Raw genomic sequence first — 17965 nt, 5'->3', positions numbered from 1 at the left:
ATGGCTCCCGAGCATGAAACACGGCACTCAGGTGAGGCGGGCGAGGACGCCGGCGATCGCACGGATGCCGTGTGCCGGGCGCTCAAGCGCTACGCAGGCAGACTCGAGCGCAAGCTCGAGGGCCTGCGCGTGGATCTGGCCGAAGCCGACCGGGCCGGCGAGTATCGACGCTTCGGCGAAACCCTGCTGGCGTACGCACGCCAGGTGCCCGCGCGCGCAAGGAACGTGACGCTCGCCGACGTCGCCGACGCCTCGCGTACGCTCGAGATTCCGCTCGACCCGAACGTCGGCGCGCCCGCCAACGCCGCGCGCTACTTCAAGCGCGCCGCCAAGGCCGAGCGCGGGCAGCGCGAGGTGCCGCCGCGCATCGAAGCCGTGACGCGCGAGGCCGGCGAGCTGCGCGCGCTGCTGGCGGCGCACGCCGAGGCGCCCGAGGGCGACACGCGCGACGCCGCGATGCTCGAGCTCGAGCGCACGCTGTTCCGGCTCGGCACCACCGTGCGCGAGCAGATCAAGGCGCCGCAGCCGCTGCCGCGCCGGGCGCTCGGGCTGGCGGCCGACACGCCGCGGCCCGCCGCCAAGTCGCCGACAACGCCCGCCGTACGACGCGGCACGCCCGAGCAACCCGGCGGCAAGCTCGTGCCGTGGCGCTTCCGCACCAGGGAGGGCTGGGACGTGCTCATCGGCCGCAGCAGCGAGGGCAACGACCACCTGACCGTTCACATGGCGCGACCCGAGGACTACTGGTTTCACGCGCACGGCTGCCCCGGATCGCATGTCGTGTTGCGGCGCGGAAAGGGACCGAACGAGCCCAGCAAGGCCACGCTCGAGGAGGTCGCGAGCTGGGCGGCGTTTCATTCCAAGGCACGCACCGCCGGCAAGGTGAGCGTGCACTGGACGCTGAAGAAGTACGTTCGCAAGCCCCGTGGCGCCAAGGCGGGGCTCGTTTACATCGAGCGCGAGAAGGCGCTCATGGTGCGGCCCGTGGAGCCTCCCAGGGAGCGGATGGCCGACGCCCCCGTCGAGGACGCGCGGCCGGGAGAATAATCGTGAGAACGTTTGTGCGGGGGCTCGTGCGTGTCGCGGCGGCCGGCATCATGGTCGCCTCGGGATTCGCGCCGGCTGGCGCTCAGGCGCCGGCGGTGAGCGTCGCGCCAGCAGCCAAACGGCCGACCGGCGTCCACTACCTGTATCTGATCCGCCACGGCATGTACGACAACGACAGCACCGTGACCGACGACGCGAAGGGAAATCGCCTGAACGCCCTCGGCCACGAGCAGGCGGCGCTCGTCGGCAGGCGCATCGCCGAACTGCCCGTGAAAGTGCGGTCGTTCGTGGCCAGCCCCTACCTGCGCGCGCTCGAGACCGCGCAGGACATGGGCCGCGAGATGAAGAGGATGCCTGTCGTGGACACGCTGCTCCACGAGTGCACGCCGCGGTTCGAGTCGCGCCCCAACTACAGTCGCATCGCGAGCGACGCCGAGATGCTCGCGTGCGAGGCGAACCTCGAGGCCGCCTTCACGAAATACTTCGTCCCGACGCCCGAAACCGACACGTACGACGTGCTCGTCGCCCATGGCAACGTGATCCGCTGGCTTCTCTGCAAGTCGCTGGGCCTGGATCCGCTCCTGTGGCGTCGCTTCACGATCGGAAACTGCTCGATCACAGCGTTCGCCGTGTCGCCGGACGGCATGATCCGGCTGGCCACCTACAGCGACACGGGCCACATCCCGGTGGACAAACAGACATGGACCGGCAAGGGTGCGGGGTGGATGGTGCCGGTGAAAGCGGTGAAGGCGGGCAGCCGGTAGAGTCCGCCCCGTCCTGTTCCTCCCCGCGGTCGCCCCGATTCTGAGGCGCGGCCGTTGCTGGTTGAACTGATTCGAGTCCACCTGTTCCACTCGGCGCGGCCACGGACTCCAGGGCTGCCCGATACGAGCCGAAGGACATCTCCATGCGCGGGTCACGCTTCGATGACGCCGAGGTCCGGCGTCGGGCGTTTCGATTCCTCGATGAGCTCAAGCGTGAGCACGGTCGCAGTCTGCCCCGGGAGCGGCTCGCGGAAGGCTTCTCGCTCGATGGAGTTCGGGTGCCACTTCTTGGCCCGCAGGGGATCTTCAAGCCGGCGGTCCTCGATCGCATCCCGATCAGCATCACCACCACGCCGATCAAGGAGGGCAGGGACCGACCCTATGACGACGAACTGCGCGAGGACGGGTTCATTGGGTATCGCTATCGCAACCCTGGCAGGAGCCACGAGGTCCACCCCGACAATCTCGGCCTGCGGCTTGCGATGGCGAACAAGACAATGCTCATCTACTTCTTCGGCCTGGTGCCCGGGTGGTACACGGCTGATTATCCCGTCTTCATCATCGGAGACGATCCTGTTCTCCGGAGCTTCACGGTCGCCGTGGACGATTACGCGCTGCTTCCCGCCGAGGAGTCAGGGACGGTGCGGGAGGATGCCCTGACCGCGAGGCGGCAGTACATCACCCGCACGACGCAGCAGAGAATGCATCAGGATGGTTTTCGGGAGAGAGTGCTCCGGGCATATGAGTCTTGCTGCGCGGTCTGTCGTTTGAAACACGAACGACTCCTGGATGCCGCGCACATCCTCCCTGACAAGCATCCGCTCGGCGAGCCGTGGGTGCACAACGGGCTCGCGCTCTGCAAGATTCATCATGCCGCCTACGACCAGAACATCCTGGGCATCAGCCGGGATTACAAGGTCGCGATTCGGGCCGACATCCTTCTCGAGCACGACGGACCGATGCTGACGCATGGGCTTCAGGAACTGGACGGTCGGACGCTCATGAACGTGCCGCGCGCCCGCGCCATGCAACCCAAGCGGGAGTTTCTCGACATCCGTTACGAGGAATTCCGCGCGTCCGGGTAGGGCCCGCTTCAGCCATCCCGCCCCTACCCACCCCGCTTCCGCTCATCCCCCACGCGCACCGTCCAGCCGAGGCGGTCCGTGTGCTCCAGCAGCGGCACGGCGTATTTACGCGAGGCCCCGGTCAGGTCGCGGAACGAGGCCACGGTCAGCGTCGGGTGCGTCTGGAACCACGCGGACAGCGTGGTCCGCAGGCGCTCCAGCTGGGCGGCGGTGTAGGTCAGCTCCTGCGAGACGCGCACGAGGCGGCCGAGGAAGAACCCGAGCGCGACGACTTCGGACCCCGCCGCACCCAGCTTCGCCTGCCATGCGGCGGCCTCCGGCACGAGGTAGCCGGTCGCTTCCAGCTCCGACTCGACGCGCTCCAGCAACGCGAGCGTCGCGGCGGGCGGCTCCCACGGCAGGCCGCCGGTGCGCACGCGCTCGCCGCGCTGCTCCAGCTCGCCGGCGGCGACCAGCGCTTCGAACGCCGCGTCGAAGAGCGCGCTGTCCGTCGCGGCCCTCAGCCCGCTCTTCAGCTCGCCCTTCATGATCCCGTAGCGAGCGGGATGCTTCTCGACGAACAGGCGCACGGCTTCGAGGATCGCGGCCCGGGCGGCGCCCCAGCGCTCGCCTCCCACCCAGCGCAGCCCGGACGCGACCGCCTCGCCGCGCAAGGCCAGCCGGGCGAGCGCCTCGTGCACGACGGTCACGGGCTCGCCCACCTCCTGCGCGAGCGCGTCCACGCTGGCGGGATGCGCATGCGCGCCGAGCTTGGCGAGCACTCGCGCTTCCACGCTGCCGCGCTCGTGCACTTCGATCTGCTCGAGGCCGGCGGCGGCGCGGCGGCGCTTCTGCGCGACGGGTTCGATCACGGCGCCGCCACCGATGGTTCGCGGCGGCGAGTAGCTGCGGATCACGAATCGGTCGCCGCGTGCGGCCACGGCGCTGCGCTCGAGGCGCAGTTGGGCGATGGCGCTGCCGCCGGGGGCGAGGCTGTTGCCCTCGAGCAGCACGAGCCGTCCGATGATCTCGCTCGCCCCGAGGTGAAACCGAACGCGGGTGTCGGCTTTGAGGTCGCGCGGAGCTTCGGGGAGAAGCTCGAAGCGCACGTCCAGCACGCGCGACTCGCGCATCGAGTCGGGCGTCACGAGCCAGTCGCCACGCGCGACCTGGTCGCGGCTCACGCCGTGCAGCGCCACCGCGGTGCGTTGGCCGGCCACGGCCCGCTCGACCGTGTGGCCGTGCACCTGCACGCGGCGAGCGCGCACGTTGTGGCCCTCGGGCAGCAGGTCGAGCGCGTCGCCGGTGGCGATCGCACCGCGCCACAGCGTTCCGGTCACGACGGTGCCGAATCCTTCCATGGTGAAGACACGATCCACGGGCAGTCGCGCCGGCTCGCCCGCCGAGCGCGCGGCGATGCCGGCGAGTTGGGCGTCGAGCGCGGCGAGCAGCTCGTGTTCTCCGGCGCCGGTCGTGGCGCTGAACTCGACGACGGGCGCGTCGGCGAGCGCGCTGCCCGCGAGCAGCGCGCGCACGTCGCGCGTGACGAGCGAGGTCCAGTCGGCGTCCACGAGGTCGCGCTTGGTGAGCACGACGATCCCGCGTTGGACGCCGAGCAGGCGGACGATCGCGAGGTGCTCGCGGGTCTGCGGCATGACGCCCTCGTCGGCCGCGACCACGAGCAGCACGAGGTCCATGCCGCCGGCGCCGGCGAGCATGTTCTTCACGAACCGCTCGTGCCCGGGCACATCCACGAGGCCGACGTGCACCCCGGCGGGCGTCACGAACGGCGCGAACCCCAGGTCAATGCTGATGCCGCGTTGCTTTTCCTCGGGCAGGCGGTCCGTGTCCACGCCGGTCAGGCGGCGGACGAGCGAAGTCTTGCCGTGGTCAATGTGCCCGGCGGTTCCGACGATGGCCGGACGGTCCAGGGTCGCTGGGGTCAAGCGCTGGCTGGTCACGGCGGCGCGGGGGCGCCGGTCGCGCTCCTTGCGTTGGGTCAGTATCAACTCGGGGGGTTGTACGGCGGCCGATCGCAGTCTAGACGATGGAACACGTTACAACTATGGCTCACAACGGCTTCCCGAAGGGCCGAAGGACTCGAAAGGTTGGGTGCGCAGCCCGGACCTTCCAGCGTCCCGGATGCCGGGCCTCGCGCGGATCGGGGCCGCGGCCCGCGCGCGCCGCGGCGCCGCGGCGTTCGCTACGGTTCCGCCGGCGGTTCGACGTCGCGGTGGACGAGCCGGTAGAGCACCGGCAGCACGAGCAGGGTGAGCAGCGTGGACGACAGAATGCCGCCGATCACGACGGTGGCGAGCGGGCGCTGGACTTCGGCGCCCGTGCCGGTCGCGAGCGCCATGGGCACGAATCCGAGCGAGGCGACGAGCGCGGTCATGAGCACGGGCCGCAGGCGCGCGGTGCAGCCGCCGCGGAGCGCCTCCCCCACCGTCAGGCCCTGCTCGCGCAGCTTGCGCACGAACGACAGCATGACGAGACCGTTGAGCACGGCCACGCCCGAGAGCGCGATGAACCCCACGCTGGCGGTGATCGAGAACGGCAGTCCACGCGCGGCCAGCGCGAGCACGCCGCCGGAGACCGCGAGCGGCACGCCCGAGAACACCAGCAGCGCGTCCTTCGGCGAGCCCAGCGCGGCGAACAGCAGCAGGAAGATGAGCAGCAGCGACAGCGGCACCGCCACGGCGAGCCGTGCACGCGCCGAGAGGATGTTTTCGAACTCCCCACCCCAGCCGAGCCAGTCGCCGGGCGCGAGGCGCACCTCGCGCGCCACCCGCTCCTGAGCCTCGGCCACGAAGCTCCCGAGGTCGCGCCCGCGCACGTTGCACTGCACGACGACGCGGCGCTTGCCGTCCTCCCGGCTCACCTGATTGGGGCCCTCCGTGAGCCGCACGGCCGCGACCGCGCCGAGCGGCACGAACTCGGTGCGGGCGTCCTCGTGCGCCGCGGGCAGCGCGGTGGGCAGCAGCCGGCGCGGGCGCGCTTCGACCGGCACCGGGAGGTCGGCGAGCGCCCGGGGATCCTGGCGGACGTGCTCGGGCAGGCGCACGACGATCGGGAAGCGCCGGTCGCCCACGAGCACCTCGCCCGCCTCGGTCCCCGCCAGCGCCGTGCGCACGACCCCCTGGATGTCGGCGACGTTGAGCCCGTAGCGCGCGGCGGTCGCGCGATCGATGTCCACGTCGAGGGTCGGCAGCCCGCTCACCTGCTCGACGCGCACGTCGGCGGCGCCGCGGATCGAGCGCAGCACGGCGGCGATCCTCTCGGCGCTCTCGCGCATGCCGTCGAGGTCGTCGCCGAACACCTTGATCGCGACGTCCCCGCGCACGCCGGCGACGAGCTCGTTGAAACGCATCTCGATCGGTTGCGTGAACTCGTACGCCTGTCCCGGGTGTTCGGCGAGCGCGGACTCCATCTGTTCGACCAGTTTCGCGCGCGGCTTGCGCGGGTCGGGCCAGTCGCGCCGATCCTTGAGGATCACGAACATGTCCGAGATGTTGGGCGGCATCGGGTCGCTGGCCACTTCGTCGGTGCCGAGGCGGGAGAACACGTTGGCCACCTCGGGGAATCCGCGCAGCGTCCGTTCGAGGTCGTGGTCCATCGCCACCGACTGGGCGAGGCTCGTGCTCGGAATGCGCAGCGCCTGGATGGTCATGTCGCGCTCGTCCAGCGTGGGCACGAACTCGGTGCCGAGCCGTGTGGCGACGAACGCGGTCCCCGCGACGAACGCCAGAACTGCGAGTACGACGATGCGCCTCCGCGCGAGCGCCCAGTCGAGCGCGGGGCGATAGGCACGCAGCAGCGGGCCGGCGAGCGGCCCCTCGGACTCGGCCACCCGTCCGCGCAGGAGCAGCGCGACCAGCGCGGGCACGACCGTGAACGCGAACAACAGCGAGCCTGCCAGGGCGAGCAGCACGACCAGCGCCATGGGCCGGAACATGCGCCCCTCGATGCCCGACAGCGTCAGGATCGGCAGGTACACCGCCATGATGATGGCGACGCCGAACAGCGTCGGGCGCGCGACCTCGTACGCTCCCGCGAACGCGGTGTGCAGCCGCTCGTGCACGTCGAGAGGGCGGCCCAGTTCGTGCTGGCGGCCGGCGAAGCGGCGCATCATGTTCTCGACCATGACGACGGCGCCGTCCACGATGATGCCGAAATCAATCGCGCCCAGGCTCAGCAGGTTGGCGCTGATCTTTCCGTGCACCATGCCGGTCGCGGCGAACAACATCGAGAGCGGAATGACGAGCGCGACGATGATCGCGGCCGGAAAGTTGCCGAGCAGCGCGAACAGCACCGCGACGACCAGCGCGGCGCCCTCCAGCAGATTCGCGCGCACCGTTTCGAGCGTCGCGTCCACGAGCTTGGTGCGCGAGTAGACGGGCCGGGCGATCACCCCTTCCGGGAGCGAGCGCTGGACTTCTGAGAGGCGCTTCGCCACTCGCTCGGCGACCGTGCGGCTGTTCTCCCCGACCAGCATGAACGCCGTGCCGAGCACGACCTCCTCGCCGTTCTCGGTCGCCGCGCCGGAGCGAACCTCCTGCCCGTCGCCCACGCCGGCCAGATCGTGCACGTGCAGCGGCACGCCGTCGCGCGTCGCCACCACGATCTCGCCGATCTCGGCGGGGTCGTGGATCCGGCCGCTGGTGCGGACCACGTACTGCTCGCCCCGGTGTGCGAGCGTGCCGCCACCGGCGCTCTGGTTGTTGGCCTCGAGCGCGAGCAGAACGTCGTGAAAGGTGAGCCCGTAGGCCTGCAGTCGGCGTGGGTCCGGGGTGACGTGATACTGGCGGCGGTAACCGCCGATCGAGTTGATCTCGGTGATGCCGGGCACGCCGCGAAGCTGCGGCTTGACGATCCAGTCCTGCACCTCGCGCAGGTCCGTCAGCGTCCAGGCCCCGCCGTCGGGCCGCCGCGCGCCGGGCTTCGCCTCGACGGTCCACATGAAGACCTCGCCGAGGCCGGTCGCGATCGGGCCCATGACCGGGTCGCCGAGGCCGGGCCCCAGCGCCTCGCGGGCCTGCTGCAGCCGTTCGCTCACGAGCTGGCGCGCGAAATACAGGTTCGTGCCGTCGCGGAAGACGACCGTGACCTGCGAGAGGCCGTAGCGCGACAGCGAGCGCACCTGCTCGACATCGGGAATGCCCGCCATGGCGCTCTCGATGGGCACCGTGACCTGCTTCTCGACTTCGACCGGCGAGAGCGCCTCGACCACGGTGTTGATCTGCACCTGCACGTTGGTGATGTCGGGCACCGCGTCGATCGGCACGCGGCTCAGGTCGTAGGCGCCGACCGCCGCGAGCGCCAGCGTCGCGAGCACCACCAGCCAGCGCTGGCGGATCGAGAAACGCAGCACGCCCGCGAGCGGGCCGCGCGGAACGTCGGCGCCGGCTGAAGGCCCGGAGGCGGTGTCGTGCCCGGCGAGCGGAGCTTCGGGACGCGGTTCAGTGCTCATGGCCAGCCTCGCCCTTGGAGAGCTCGGAGCGCAGCACAAACGCGTTGGCGACGACGACGCTGTCCCCGGCCGCGAGCCCGGTGAGGATCTCCGTCAGCCTGCCGTCCGAGCGGCCGGTGGTCACGGGCCGGACCTCGAAGCGCAGACCCTCGGCGACGAACACGGCCGGTCCGTCGGGCATGCGCACGAGCGCCTCGTCGGGCACGGCGACCGCGGCGCGCGCACGGTCCACCGCGACGCGCGCGGTCACGAACAGTCCGGGCGTCCACGCGCCGTGCGGGTTGTCGAGCACCACGCGGGCGCTGGAGACGCGCGTGTCCTGTTCGAGCAGCGGCCCGACGTAGCGGATGGTCCCGCGCGCCGACAGATCCGGACGGTTCTGCGCGACGATCGTCGCCTCGAGACCGGCGCGGATGCGGCCCACCCACTGCGGATAGATGGCGAAATCGGCCCACACGGTCGAGAGGTCGGCCAGCGTCATCAGGCTCGACTCGTGGCTGACCGCCGAACCGGTCACCGCCGGGCGGGCGAGCACCGTGCCGGTCATGGAAGAGATCACTTCGTAGTCGGTGAGGCTCTCGTTGCTCTGCACGACCGCGACGACCTCGCCCGCCCGCACCGCGTCGCCGACGCGCTTGCGCAGCTCGCGCACGACGCCGGGAAAACGCGGCCGGATCTCGAGCACCCGCTCGGCGTTCAGGTGGATCTCGCCGGGCGCTTCGACGAGCGTGGCGATGGTCGCGGGGCCCGCCGCGGCCACGCGCAGATGAGCGTTGCGCGCCGCGGCGGCGGTCAGCTCGACGACGCCTTCGGCGCCGTGTTCGTCGTGGCCGTGCTCGTCGGTGTGTTCCCCGGCAGGTCCGTCCGCGTGACCGCCGGCGGCCGGCGCCTCGTGCGCATCACCTCCGGCGCCCGGGCGGCCACCACAGCCGGTCACGACCAGGAGCCCAATGAGCAGCGCCGCGGCCAGAACCCGTGCGGCGGGCGGCCGCGCGACATCGGACGAAACACTCGTGCGGACGTTCATCGTGAGTCCTCCATCGCTCCGTCCGGCGGCGCCGAACCGGTGAGGCGTTCCAGTTCCGCGTGCGCGCGCCACACGTCGGCGGCGGCTTCGATGACGGCGATGCGCGACTCGAGCGCCGCGCGGCGGGCTTCGGCGAGGTCCACGTAGCCGAACCTTCCCGCGCGGTAACCCGAACGCAGCAGTTCCAGCGCCTCCTCGGCGCGCGGCGCGGCGATGCGCGAGAGCTCGCGCCAGGCCGCGAGCGCTCCCTGCAGGTTCGCGGCGGCGTTGCCCGCCTCCGTGCGCAGCGTGCGCGCGGCCGCGTCACGCTCGAGCGCGGCCCGCGTGGCGCGCGCGCGGGCCGCGGCGGCCTCGCCCGCGCCCACCTCGCCAAAGGGCAGCGAAAGCCCCGCGACCAGTCCGGTCGCGCCGTCCTCCCGGAAGCGCCTCGCGCCGACACCACGGTCGAGGTCGGGCATGCGGCGGGCGCGCGCCGAGCGCGCGTCCGCCTCGGCCGCACGCTGGGCGGCCTCGGCCGAAGCCAGCACCGGGTGGGTCGCCGGCACGTCCGCCGGCGGCGTATCGGCCGTCTCGGGCGAGGCGAGCGCCAGCGAATCGAAGGCCGGGACTTCGTCCCGCCAGCGCGCTGCCAGCGCACGCCGCGCCGACTCGAGCGCCGCGCCGGCGCGGGCCAGCTCGGCCCGGGCCCGCGCCGCCTCGCTCTCGGACCGAGCCACCTCGAGCGACGGAGCGGCTCCCGCGCGCAGGCGCTCGCGGGCGACTTCCACGGAGGCGGCCGCATCGGCGGCCGCCTCGGCGAGCGCCAGCCAGCGCTCCTGCGCGGCCCACGCCCGTGCGAAGTCCGAGGTCACTTCGGCGCGCAGCCCGCGCGCCCGTTCGGCGAGCGTCGCCCGGGCGACATCGCCGCCGGCGATGGCCGCGGCGCGCCGCGCGGCGCGGTCGCCGCCGAGCTCGAGCTTCCAGCCGAGCTCGGCGGTGGTCTCCAGCGAGTTCCCGGCTCCCGTTCCGCCGAAGTTCTCGGCCTGCGCCGAGAATGTCAGGGGCGGCCGGCGGGATGCTTCACGCGTCAGCGCTTCGGCGGCGGTGACGTCGAGGCGTGCGGCGGCGATGGACGCATGACGCGCGAGCGCCGCGCTCACGGCCTCATCGAGCGTCAGGACCCGCGGCGGCTGGCCCGCCGCGACGGAGGCGGCGCACAGGGCGAACGCGCAGGCCAGAGCGGCCGCTGCGAACGGCGGACGAGGGCGGGCGCACGGGCGCGCCAGGGGCGATGCGGACACGGGAACTCCTCCTGCGGAACGAAGCCGGAGCCAGCGGCGCGCTCGCGCCGCGGCAGGTCACGGGGTTCGGACTGGACCGCGGAGGACGATCAGAGGCGCAGGCGGTTGCCGGCCTGGACCCGCGAGAACGGATCCGGCGGCAATGCCGTCGCGCTGGAGCGCGCGGACTGGCCCGCGGGCGCGGGCGTGAAGGCGAACGCCGACGTCACCGGAGCCGGAGCGGCCACCAGGTGCGCGGCCTGCCCGAAGTCGCGGACGCGGCCGGCCGAAAGCTCGGTGCCGACCTGCGCGTCCTGGCAGGGACCGCAGCCGCCGTCGCCGTCGCAGTGCTCCTGCGTGGTGGCCGGGTGCGCATCGGCGTGCACCGGCAGGTCGCCGGCCTCGCAGGTCGCTTCGAGCGCCAGGTGCCCGCCCTCGCTCGCGCACAGCATCAGGCTGCCCTGCGGGAAGCACAGGGCCAGCGCGAACAGCGCAAGGGAGGCGCTCAGGCGGCGGGCGAGGGAGAACATGGCCGACAAAGCTATCGGCCGGGCCGCGGCAGCGTCAACGGCCCGAACCGCCGTGGCCGCGAGGATTGACCGCGGCGTGACCGATGGCGCGGCTTCGATCCCCGGGGCGGTGCGGAATCGCGCCGCGGCGGCCGGGCACCCGGTCCACCCTACCCGGCGGCTCCGCGCTCCAGCTCGGCCAGCTTCGCGAACGCGCGGCGGGTCACGTACAGGTGCAAACCCAGCGGCGCGAGTCCTGCCTCCTCGAAGAACCGCCGGTACACGGCGGCCGTACGGTCCTGAAGCTCGGCGCGGTCGCCCTCGATCTGGTCGGAGTTCGTGAAGGCCTCGATGAACGCGACGCCGCCGACGTGCGGCGCCAGCGCCGCGAGTCCGGCGCGCAGCTCGGGCGAGCGAACGTAGTGCAGCACGTCGGCGCATACGACCAGGTCGTACTGGCCTCGCAGCCCGACGAAGCCCATCTCGCCGAGCGAACCGCGGTGCAGGTTGCGGCGGCGGCCGAAGCGTCGGATCGCGTAGTCGCTGGAGTCGAAGCCCGTGTACTCGATGCCCGGGCGCATGCGGGCGAGAATCGGTCGCCACGCGCCCTCGCCGCAGCCCACGTCAAGCACCGTGCGGATCGGCCGCGCGAGGACGTACTCGGCGGCCGCGACCGCGAGGCGAACCTTGCGCGCGACGAACTCGCGCGCGCCGACGCCCAGCTTCGAACGGCGGTACCAGCGATCGAAGTATCGCTGGTCGTACCGCTTGTCGCCGGATTCGGCGCCCGGCTCCGCGCGTCGCCCCGCCGGCGCGGGCCGGCCGCGCCGCGCGCTCCGCCGCTCGCGCACGCGCGACGGCCCGCGCGGCGTCATTCGCGGATGCGCTCGACGCGCGCGCCGAGCGAGGTCAGCTTGGCGTCGAAGTTCTCGTAGCCGCGATCGAGGTGGTAGATGCGGGAGATCTTCGTCTCGCCCTCGGCCACCAGCGCCGCCAGGGCGAGCGCGGCGCTCGCGCGCAGGTCGGTCGCCATGACCGGCGCGCCCGACAATCGCCCGACGCCCTTGACGACCGCGACGTTCCCCTTGAGGTCGATGTCCGCGCCCATGCGTCCCAGCTCGGGCACGTGCGAGAAACGGTCGAGGTAGATGGTGTCGGTGATCACGCTCGTGCCGTCGGCGATGGCCGCGACGGCCATCATCTGCGCCTGCATGTCGGTGGGAAAGCCGGGGAACGGCGCGGTCGTGACGTCGGCCGCGTGCGGCCGCTTCGGTCCGCTGACCGTGACCTCGTCGTGCTCGCGCACGATCGAGCAGCCCGTTTCCTCGAGCTTCCTGAGCGACGCCTCGAAATGATCGGGCACTACGTTCTCGAGCGTGATGGAGCCGCCGGTCATCGCCGCCGCCGCGGCGAAGGTCGCGGCCTCGATGCGGTCGGCGATGATCGCGGTGTCGATGGGCCGCAGCGAGCGGACGCCGTGGATCGTCACCCGGCGCGATCCGAGGCCCTCGATGCGCGCGCCGCAGGCGACGAGCACGTCGCCGAGCACGGTGATGTCGGGCTCGATCGCGACGTTCTCGAGCACGGTCGTGCCCTCGGCGAGCGTCGCGGCCATCATGAGCTGCGCCGTCGCGCCGACGCTGACCACGTCGAAGTTGAAGTTCGCGCCGTGCAGCGCGACGCCCTTGCCGACGATGTAGCCGTGCTCGATGTCGAGCTGCGCGCCCATGGCCTGCAGCCCGGTGAGGTGCAGATTCACCGGTCGCGGCCCCCACGCGCAGCCGCCGGGCAGCGAGACGCGCGCGGCGCCGAAGCGGGCGAGCAGCGGCCCGAGCACGTAGATGCTGGCGCGCATCGTCTTCACCAGCTCGTAGGGCGCCTCGACGCTGCTGACGTTCGTCGTGTCAATGGTGCACGTGCCGCCCGCGAACGAAACCCCGGCGCCGAGCGTCTCGAGCACCCGGCCGAACGTGCGCGTGTCGGCGAGCTGCGGACAGTTGCGCAGCCGGTGCACGCCCGGCGCGAGCAGCGTCGCGGCCATGACGGGCAGCGCGGCGTTCTTGGCGCCGCTGACGGCGACGCGGCCGTGCAGCGGGCGGCCGCCCTGGATGACGAGTGCGTCCATGGTTCCGGTGTCCGAATCGGTGGCCCTGCGCTGCGGGCGCGAAGAGGCGACGTCCATGTGCTGGCCCCTGGGAAGGTCGGCGATCCGAACGCGGCCGTCCCGGGCCTCGCGAATCGCCGTGAAGGGAAGTCGGCGGGATTATCGGCAGCCGGGCGGGCCGGCGCAACCGTCCTGCGAGCGATCGGCTCCGTGGATTCGTGAGGCGCACGCGACGCACGTGGCGGAACGCGCCCGCCCGGAGCTGCCCGTTCTCGAAGGGTTTCGCATCCCGGCCGCCGGCCCCTATGCTCCCCGCCGTCCCACCCGGCCGGATTCCCGAGGAGATCGCATGAGAGTGCCCGCCGCGGGCCGCGAAGTCGTCGCGTCGCTCGCCCTGCTGTTCGCCGTCCATATCTTGACGGCGCCCGCCGCGCTGGCGAAACCCGTGCGGCCGGAGCGCCTGTCCGCCGCCGAGCGGGACTCGCTCGCACGACTCATCGAGCAGGGCCGCGCCGAGGACAACGAAGCGCTTCGCACCAGCCCGACTTCGTACCTCGCGACCGTCCGGCGCGTGGACTACCTGCGCAGGAGCACGCTCGTCGTCGGCAGCGCGGCGGACTGCGACGTTCGCATCGAGGACCCCGGGATGCCGGCGCACGCGCTGCGCGCGACCGTGGTCGGCGACTCGTTCCACGTCGAGGCCCTGGATCCCGTCGGCGTCGTCACCGCCGGCCACGACGCGGTGCGCGACGTGGTCCTGCCGCCCTCGATGCTGCGCGTCGGCCGCTGGTCGGTGCGGCTGTCGCACCAGCGCTACCCGGCCATCATCGTGTTCGACCCGAAGAGCCCCCGCTTCGCGGACTACAAGCCGATGCCGTGGTTCCCGGTGAACTTCGCCTACCGCTTCGTCGCCCCGCTCGTGCCGGACCCGAAGGCCGACACGGTCGTGATCCTCTCGACGCGGGGCAACGAGCGCCGCGCCCTGCGCGTGGGCTGGTTCGACCTGCTCGTCGGCGGCAAGCCGTGCCGCTTCGAAGCGCAGCGCCTGCTCGAGCCGGGCGTGGACGAGAACTCCATCAGCATCTTCTTCCGCGACGCGACGACCGGGCGGGAGTCCTACGGCGTCGGCCGCTACCTCGACCCCGAGCCGCTCGGCGACGGGCGCTGGCTGCTCGACTTCAACCTCGCCTACAACCCGGCGTGCGCGTTCAGCGACCACTACAACTGTCCGATTCCGACCCGCTCGAACACGGTCGCGGTCGCGATTCGCGCCGGAGCGCGAAACCCGCACATGGCGGGGCACTGAAGCGCATGTCCGCCGGCTCCCCCCCGCTGGCCTGCGCGGGCCCGCGCGCCGCGGCTCGCGGGCGGGCCTGGCGGACGTGGCGAAACGCCGGGCTGGCGATGCTCGGCGCCTGGCTGCTGCTCGCGGCCTGGACTCCGCCGGAGGACGCCGCCTGGTCCGTGTGCCTGTTCCGTCGGGTCACGCACGTCGAGTGTCCGACCTGCGGCATGACGCGGGCGCTCTCGCTGCTCGCGCACGGCCGGCCGGCCGCCTCGCTCGCGAAGCATCCGCTCGCCGCGCCGCTGGCGGCCGAAGCCGCCCTGCTGTGGCTGCTCGCGCCGCTCGCGCTGGTCCGCGGCTGGCGTCCGCCGCGGGCCTGGCTGCGCGCGTGGGCCGTCGCGCACGGAGCGGCGCTGCTGATCGTCTGGGGGGCGCGGCTCGTCGCCTGAGGCGCGCGCCCCGGGACGTCAGCCCTCGAGCCCGGCCGCGTGCCGCCGCTTCCACTCGATGCGCACGCGGGCGGCGTGCTGCACCAGCTCCATCATGCCGATCAGGCCCTGGCCCTTCCCCATGGACAGGTCGCGGCCGAAGATGCGGTAGATGACGTCCTGCGGCGCGGCCGCCACCTGCTCGAGCGGCTGACCGGAACAGGTCTCCCGCACGATCACCGCCCACGCCTTCGCCGACAGGCCCTGCGGGTTTTCGACCGCGAAGTGAAAGTCGAGCGTTCCGTCGGGCCGGTCGGTCGCGAACACGTAGGCCTCCGACTCGCAGCGGGGCGCCCGGTTCAGCTCCGGGAAGGGCCGCCTCGCGATCTCCGGAGCGACCTCCTCGAACTGGTCGGCGTAGTCGATCAGCGATTCGGTGCGCAGGCCGCGATCCATGCGCTCGAACTCGGCCGCGAGCGCGGCGAGCGGCGCGGGCATGGCGGGTACGCCGTTCATCCGCGCTGGATCGGCAGGCCGACGGAGTTGCCCCACTCGGTCCAGCTCCCGTCGTAGTTGCGCACGCGCGGGTAGCCGAGCAGGTAGGTGAGCACGAACCAGGTGTGGCTGCTGCGCTCGCCGATGCGGCAGTAGGCGATGACGTCGTCGCCGCTTCCGAGGCCGGCCTCGCCCTCGTAGATCCGCCGCAGGTCGCCCGCCGGCTTGAACGTCCCGTCCTCGGGGTTCGCGGCGCGTGCCCACGGCACGTTCTTCGCGCCGGGAATGTGGCCGCCGCGAAGCACGCCTTCCTGCGGATACTCGGGCATGTGCGTACGTTCCCCGCTGAACTCCTGCGGGCTGCGAACGTCCACGAGCGGCAGCCCCGCCGCCTGATGGCGCAGGACCTGGTCGCGGAACGCGCGGATGTGGGTGTCGTCGCGTTCGGGCGCGGTGTAAGAAGTCGGAGCGATGGCCGGCTTCTCGCGCGTCAGCGTGCGGCCCTCGCGCTCCCACTTGAGCCGGCCGCCGTCCATGACGCGGGCGTGCGTGTGCCCGAAGAGCTGGAAGATCCAGAACGCGTAACACGCCCACCAATTGCTCTTGTCGCCGTAGAAGACCACCGTCGTCTCGCGCGTCACGCCGATGCGCGACATGAGCGACTCGAACGCGCCGCGGTCCAGGTAGTCCCGGCGCACGGGATCGTTCAGGTCGGCGGCCCAGTCCACTTCGACGGCGCCGGGAACGTGGCCGGACGGATAGAGTAGCGGGTCTTCGTTGGACTCGACGACGCGCACGCCGGGATCGGCGAGGTGCGCCGCGACCCAGTCGGTGCTGACCAGCACGTCGGGGTGCGCGTAGCCGCGCTGCGAGATGTCGCTCATGAAGTACGCCTCCGGGGAACCGATGAAGGGCGTGCGACCCGGGGCACGCACGATAGCGCACCTCCCGCCGGCTCGCGACGCCGGACACGCGGTGACGCGCGCCGCGTTGAGTCTCGCTTATCGCTCCTCGTCCCACTGCGCCGGAGCGATGGCGGGGCCGCGCTCGCGCCGCGCGAGCAGCACGCGCGGGCGCCCGGAGAGGTCGTCGAGCAACCGCGCGCCGGACCAGTCGTGCGCGCCCTCGAACCACGCCGCGACCTCGCGCGCGCGATTCTCGGCCAGCTCGAGCGCCAGCAGCCCGCCGGCGACCAGGTGCCGCGGGGCGTCGTCCACGATCTCGCGCAGGTCTTCGAGCCCGCCCCCGCCCGAGTAAAGCGCGGCCGCGGGCTCCCACTCGCGAACGTCCCGCGGCAGTTCGGCGGCTTCGGACTCGGCGATGTACGGCGGGTTCGAGACGACGACCTCGAAGCGTTCGTCCTGCGCGACCGCGCCGAACCAGCGGCCTTCGGCGAAGGCGACCCGAGCCGCGAGCCCGCAAGAGGCGGCGTTCTCGCGCGCCAGCGCGAGCGCACCGTCCGAGGCGTCGGTCGCGGTCACGACGGCCGCCGGCAGTTCATCCGCGATGGCGAGCGCGATCGCCCCCGAGCCCGTGCCGAGATCGAGCACCCGCGGAGCCGGCCAGCGGTCGCGCTCGGCCGCGAGCGCGTCGAGCACCGCCTCGACCAGGCCCTCCGTCTCGGGCCGCGGCACGAGCACGCGGCGATCCACCGCGAGGTCCAGCCGCCGGAACGCCGCACGGCCGGTGATGTACTGCACCGGTTCGCCTCGTTCGCGACGCGCGAGCCAGGCTTCGAGCGTTGCGGCCTGCACTCCGTCCAGCGTCCGCGCGCCGAGCGCGCGCAGTTCACCGCGGCCGGTGCCCAGCAGGCGGCTCAGCAGTTCGGCGGCATCGGAGCGCGGCGACTCGCTGCCGTGCGCCAGGCGCGCCTCGGCCGCACGCAGCGCGGCCGCCACGGTCGGAGGGATCATGCGGTCAGCATAGTCGAACGCGCCGCCCGCGGGGCGCGGCCGGCCCCGCGAAAGGCGCCTGCGTCACGGCACGTCGGGCTCGGCCCAGGCGAGGGCGACCATCATCGCGCACGAGAACGCTCCGACGGCGACCACGATGGGCGTTCCCGGAGCCATGCGGTTGATGGAAACACTCGCTCCGCAGATGACGGCGAAGACCACGCCGGCCTTGGATTCGCCGGTGTCCGGTTCACTCCCGGCGAGCGCCCGGGTCGAGAGCGGGGCCAGAAGCAGCGCGCCGAGGGCGAGCGTCACGAGGGCGCGGCGCGAACGATCGAAACGGGACATGACAGGTTCCTCGAGGGGCGGGTGGATCAGAGCGGCTCGTCCATGAACATCTTCAGACACACCATGAACGCGGCGAACGCCGCGCCCGGATTGGGCGCGAGCGCGAGCCCGCCGGCGCAGGACGAGTACTTGACGAACTGCCTCGGGCCCGCGCCGACCTCCGGTTCGCCGTCGTCAGCGAGCGCAACGGCCGCCACCGGAGCGAACAGCAGCGGCGCCATCGTCACCGCAGCGAGCCAGCGGCGGGAAGTCTTCCGCATGTGGATCACCCCC

The 17965-nt window shown here is 72.4% G+C and carries 17 protein-coding genes; 5 read left to right on the top strand and 12 right to left on the bottom strand.

Annotated features, from left to right (window positions below):
• The 3 genes from IT347_05035 to IT347_05025 all read left to right on the top strand — a co-directional run bounded on the left by IT347_05035 (position 1) and on the right by IT347_05025 (position 2896).
• Positions 1–1047, top strand: coding sequence for a DUF814 domain-containing protein (locus tag IT347_05035; protein ID MCC6348945.1), 1047 nt, complete (start codon positions 1–3; stop codon positions 1045–1047).
• A gap of 2 nt (positions 1048–1049) precedes the next feature.
• A complete protein-coding gene (locus IT347_05030; protein ID MCC6348944.1) occupies positions 1050–1811 on the top strand; it encodes a histidine phosphatase family protein in 762 nt (253 codons plus the stop codon).
• 143 nt (positions 1812–1954) lie between these two features.
• Positions 1955–2896 (top strand): HNH endonuclease, encoded by a 942-nt coding sequence (locus IT347_05025; GenBank protein MCC6348943.1) that lies wholly within the window; start codon positions 1955–1957, stop codon positions 2894–2896.
• Between the two features lie 23 nt (positions 2897–2919).
• On the opposite strand, the gene selB is transcribed toward IT347_05025, so the two are convergent.
• The 7 genes from selB to murA all read right to left on the bottom strand — a co-directional run bounded on the left by selB (position 2920) and on the right by murA (position 13265).
• The gene (gene selB, locus IT347_05020; GenBank protein MCC6348942.1) at positions 2920–4821 is read right to left on the bottom strand and encodes a selenocysteine-specific translation elongation factor; all 1902 of its coding nucleotides are present in this window, start codon (positions 4819–4821) and stop codon (positions 2920–2922) included.
• 257 nt (positions 4822–5078) lie between these two features.
• A complete protein-coding gene (locus IT347_05015; GenBank protein ID MCC6348941.1) occupies positions 5079–8345 on the bottom strand; it encodes a CusA/CzcA family heavy metal efflux RND transporter in 3267 nt (1088 codons plus the stop codon).
• The gene (locus IT347_05010; GenBank protein ID MCC6348940.1) at positions 8335–9372 is read right to left on the bottom strand and encodes an efflux RND transporter periplasmic adaptor subunit; all 1038 of its coding nucleotides are present in this window, start codon (positions 9370–9372) and stop codon (positions 8335–8337) included. Before IT347_05010 ends, IT347_05015 begins: the two co-directional genes overlap by 11 nt.
• Entirely contained in the window at positions 9369–10652 is a 1284-nt protein-coding gene (locus IT347_05005) for a TolC family protein (GenBank protein ID MCC6348939.1), read from the bottom strand. The genes IT347_05010 and IT347_05005 overlap by 4 nt, the downstream gene beginning before the upstream one ends.
• An 89-nt stretch (positions 10653–10741) precedes the next feature.
• Complete coding sequence (locus tag IT347_05000; GenBank protein MCC6348938.1) at positions 10742–11161, bottom strand: hypothetical protein; 420 nt, start codon at positions 11159–11161, stop codon at positions 10742–10744.
• 149 nt (positions 11162–11310) lie between these two features.
• The gene (locus tag IT347_04995) at positions 11311–12015 is read right to left on the bottom strand and encodes a class I SAM-dependent methyltransferase (protein MCC6348937.1); all 705 of its coding nucleotides are present in this window, start codon (positions 12013–12015) and stop codon (positions 11311–11313) included.
• Positions 12012–13265: a UDP-N-acetylglucosamine 1-carboxyvinyltransferase gene (gene murA, locus IT347_04990; protein ID MCC6348936.1), complete on the bottom strand. Its 1254-nt coding sequence runs from the start codon at positions 13263–13265 to the stop codon at positions 12012–12014. Before murA ends, IT347_04995 begins: the two co-directional genes overlap by 4 nt.
• A 328-nt stretch (positions 13266–13593) precedes the next feature.
• Between murA and IT347_04985 the strand changes: the two genes are divergently transcribed.
• Together IT347_04985 and IT347_04980 are read left to right on the top strand one after the other, a co-directional pair.
• Positions 13594–14550, top strand: coding sequence for a DUF1684 domain-containing protein (locus tag IT347_04985; protein MCC6348935.1), 957 nt, complete (start codon positions 13594–13596; stop codon positions 14548–14550).
• A gap of 5 nt (positions 14551–14555) precedes the next feature.
• On the top strand, positions 14556–14978 hold the full coding sequence (locus IT347_04980; GenBank protein ID MCC6348934.1) for a DUF2752 domain-containing protein: 423 nt from the start codon (positions 14556–14558) through the stop codon (positions 14976–14978).
• An 18-nt stretch (positions 14979–14996) separates the two neighbouring features.
• On the opposite strand, the gene IT347_04975 is transcribed toward IT347_04980, so the two are convergent.
• From IT347_04975 to IT347_04955, 5 genes are all read right to left on the bottom strand, one after another.
• Positions 14997–15473, bottom strand: a complete 477-nt coding sequence (locus tag IT347_04975) for a SufE family protein (protein ID MCC6348933.1) — start codon at positions 15471–15473, stop codon at positions 14997–14999.
• Positions 15470–16336, bottom strand: coding sequence for a sulfurtransferase (locus IT347_04970; protein ID MCC6348932.1), 867 nt, complete (start codon positions 16334–16336; stop codon positions 15470–15472). Before IT347_04970 ends, IT347_04975 begins: the two co-directional genes overlap by 4 nt.
• Before the next feature lie 117 nt (positions 16337–16453).
• Positions 16454–17362 carry a peptide chain release factor N(5)-glutamine methyltransferase gene (gene prmC / locus IT347_04965; protein MCC6348931.1) on the bottom strand — a complete coding sequence of 303 codons (909 nt, stop codon included), beginning with the start codon at positions 17360–17362 and terminating at the stop codon, positions 16454–16456.
• 66 nt (positions 17363–17428) lie between these two features.
• Positions 17429–17692, bottom strand: a complete 264-nt coding sequence (locus tag IT347_04960) for a hypothetical protein (protein MCC6348930.1) — start codon at positions 17690–17692, stop codon at positions 17429–17431.
• A gap of 26 nt (positions 17693–17718) precedes the next feature.
• Positions 17719–17952: a hypothetical protein gene (locus IT347_04955; protein MCC6348929.1), complete on the bottom strand. Its 234-nt coding sequence runs from the start codon at positions 17950–17952 to the stop codon at positions 17719–17721.
• Positions 17953–17965: the final 13 nt, after the last annotated feature.

The organism is Candidatus Eisenbacteria bacterium (assembly GCA_020847735.1).
Classification (GTDB): Bacteria; Eisenbacteria; RBG-16-71-46; order RBG-16-71-46; family RBG-16-71-46; genus CAIXRL01.
Note: the sequence above shows the minus strand (reverse complement) of the source record. Positions and strands in the feature narration are given on the sequence as shown.

Coding starts and splice junctions, on each gene's coding strand:
- IT347_05035 (MCC6348945.1), top strand. CDS start 1: ATGGCTCCCGAGCATGAAACACGGCACTCAGGTGAGGCGGGCGAGGAC.
- IT347_05025 (MCC6348943.1), top strand. CDS start 1,955: ATGCGCGGGTCACGCTTCGATGACGCCGAGGTCCGGCGTCGGGCGTTT.
- IT347_05015 (MCC6348941.1), bottom strand. CDS start 8,345: ATGAGCACTGAACCGCGTCCCGAAGCTCCGCTCGCCGGGCACGACACC.
- IT347_05010 (MCC6348940.1), bottom strand. CDS start 9,372: ATGAACGTCCGCACGAGTGTTTCGTCCGATGTCGCGCGGCCGCCCGCC.
- IT347_05000 (MCC6348938.1), bottom strand. CDS start 11,161: ATGTTCTCCCTCGCCCGCCGCCTGAGCGCCTCCCTTGCGCTGTTCGCG.
- IT347_04995 (MCC6348937.1), bottom strand. CDS start 12,015: ATGACGCCGCGCGGGCCGTCGCGCGTGCGCGAGCGGCGGAGCGCGCGG.
- murA (MCC6348936.1), bottom strand. CDS start 13,265: ATGGACGCACTCGTCATCCAGGGCGGCCGCCCGCTGCACGGCCGCGTC.
- IT347_04985 (MCC6348935.1), top strand. CDS start 13,594: ATGAGAGTGCCCGCCGCGGGCCGCGAAGTCGTCGCGTCGCTCGCCCTG.
- IT347_04980 (MCC6348934.1), top strand. CDS start 14,556: ATGTCCGCCGGCTCCCCCCCGCTGGCCTGCGCGGGCCCGCGCGCCGCG.
- IT347_04975 (MCC6348933.1), bottom strand. CDS start 15,473: ATGAACGGCGTACCCGCCATGCCCGCGCCGCTCGCCGCGCTCGCGGCC.
- IT347_04970 (MCC6348932.1), bottom strand. CDS start 16,336: ATGAGCGACATCTCGCAGCGCGGCTACGCGCACCCCGACGTGCTGGTC.
- IT347_04960 (MCC6348930.1), bottom strand. CDS start 17,692: ATGTCCCGTTTCGATCGTTCGCGCCGCGCCCTCGTGACGCTCGCCCTC.
- IT347_04955 (MCC6348929.1), bottom strand. CDS start 17,952: ATGCGGAAGACTTCCCGCCGCTGGCTCGCTGCGGTGACGATGGCGCCG.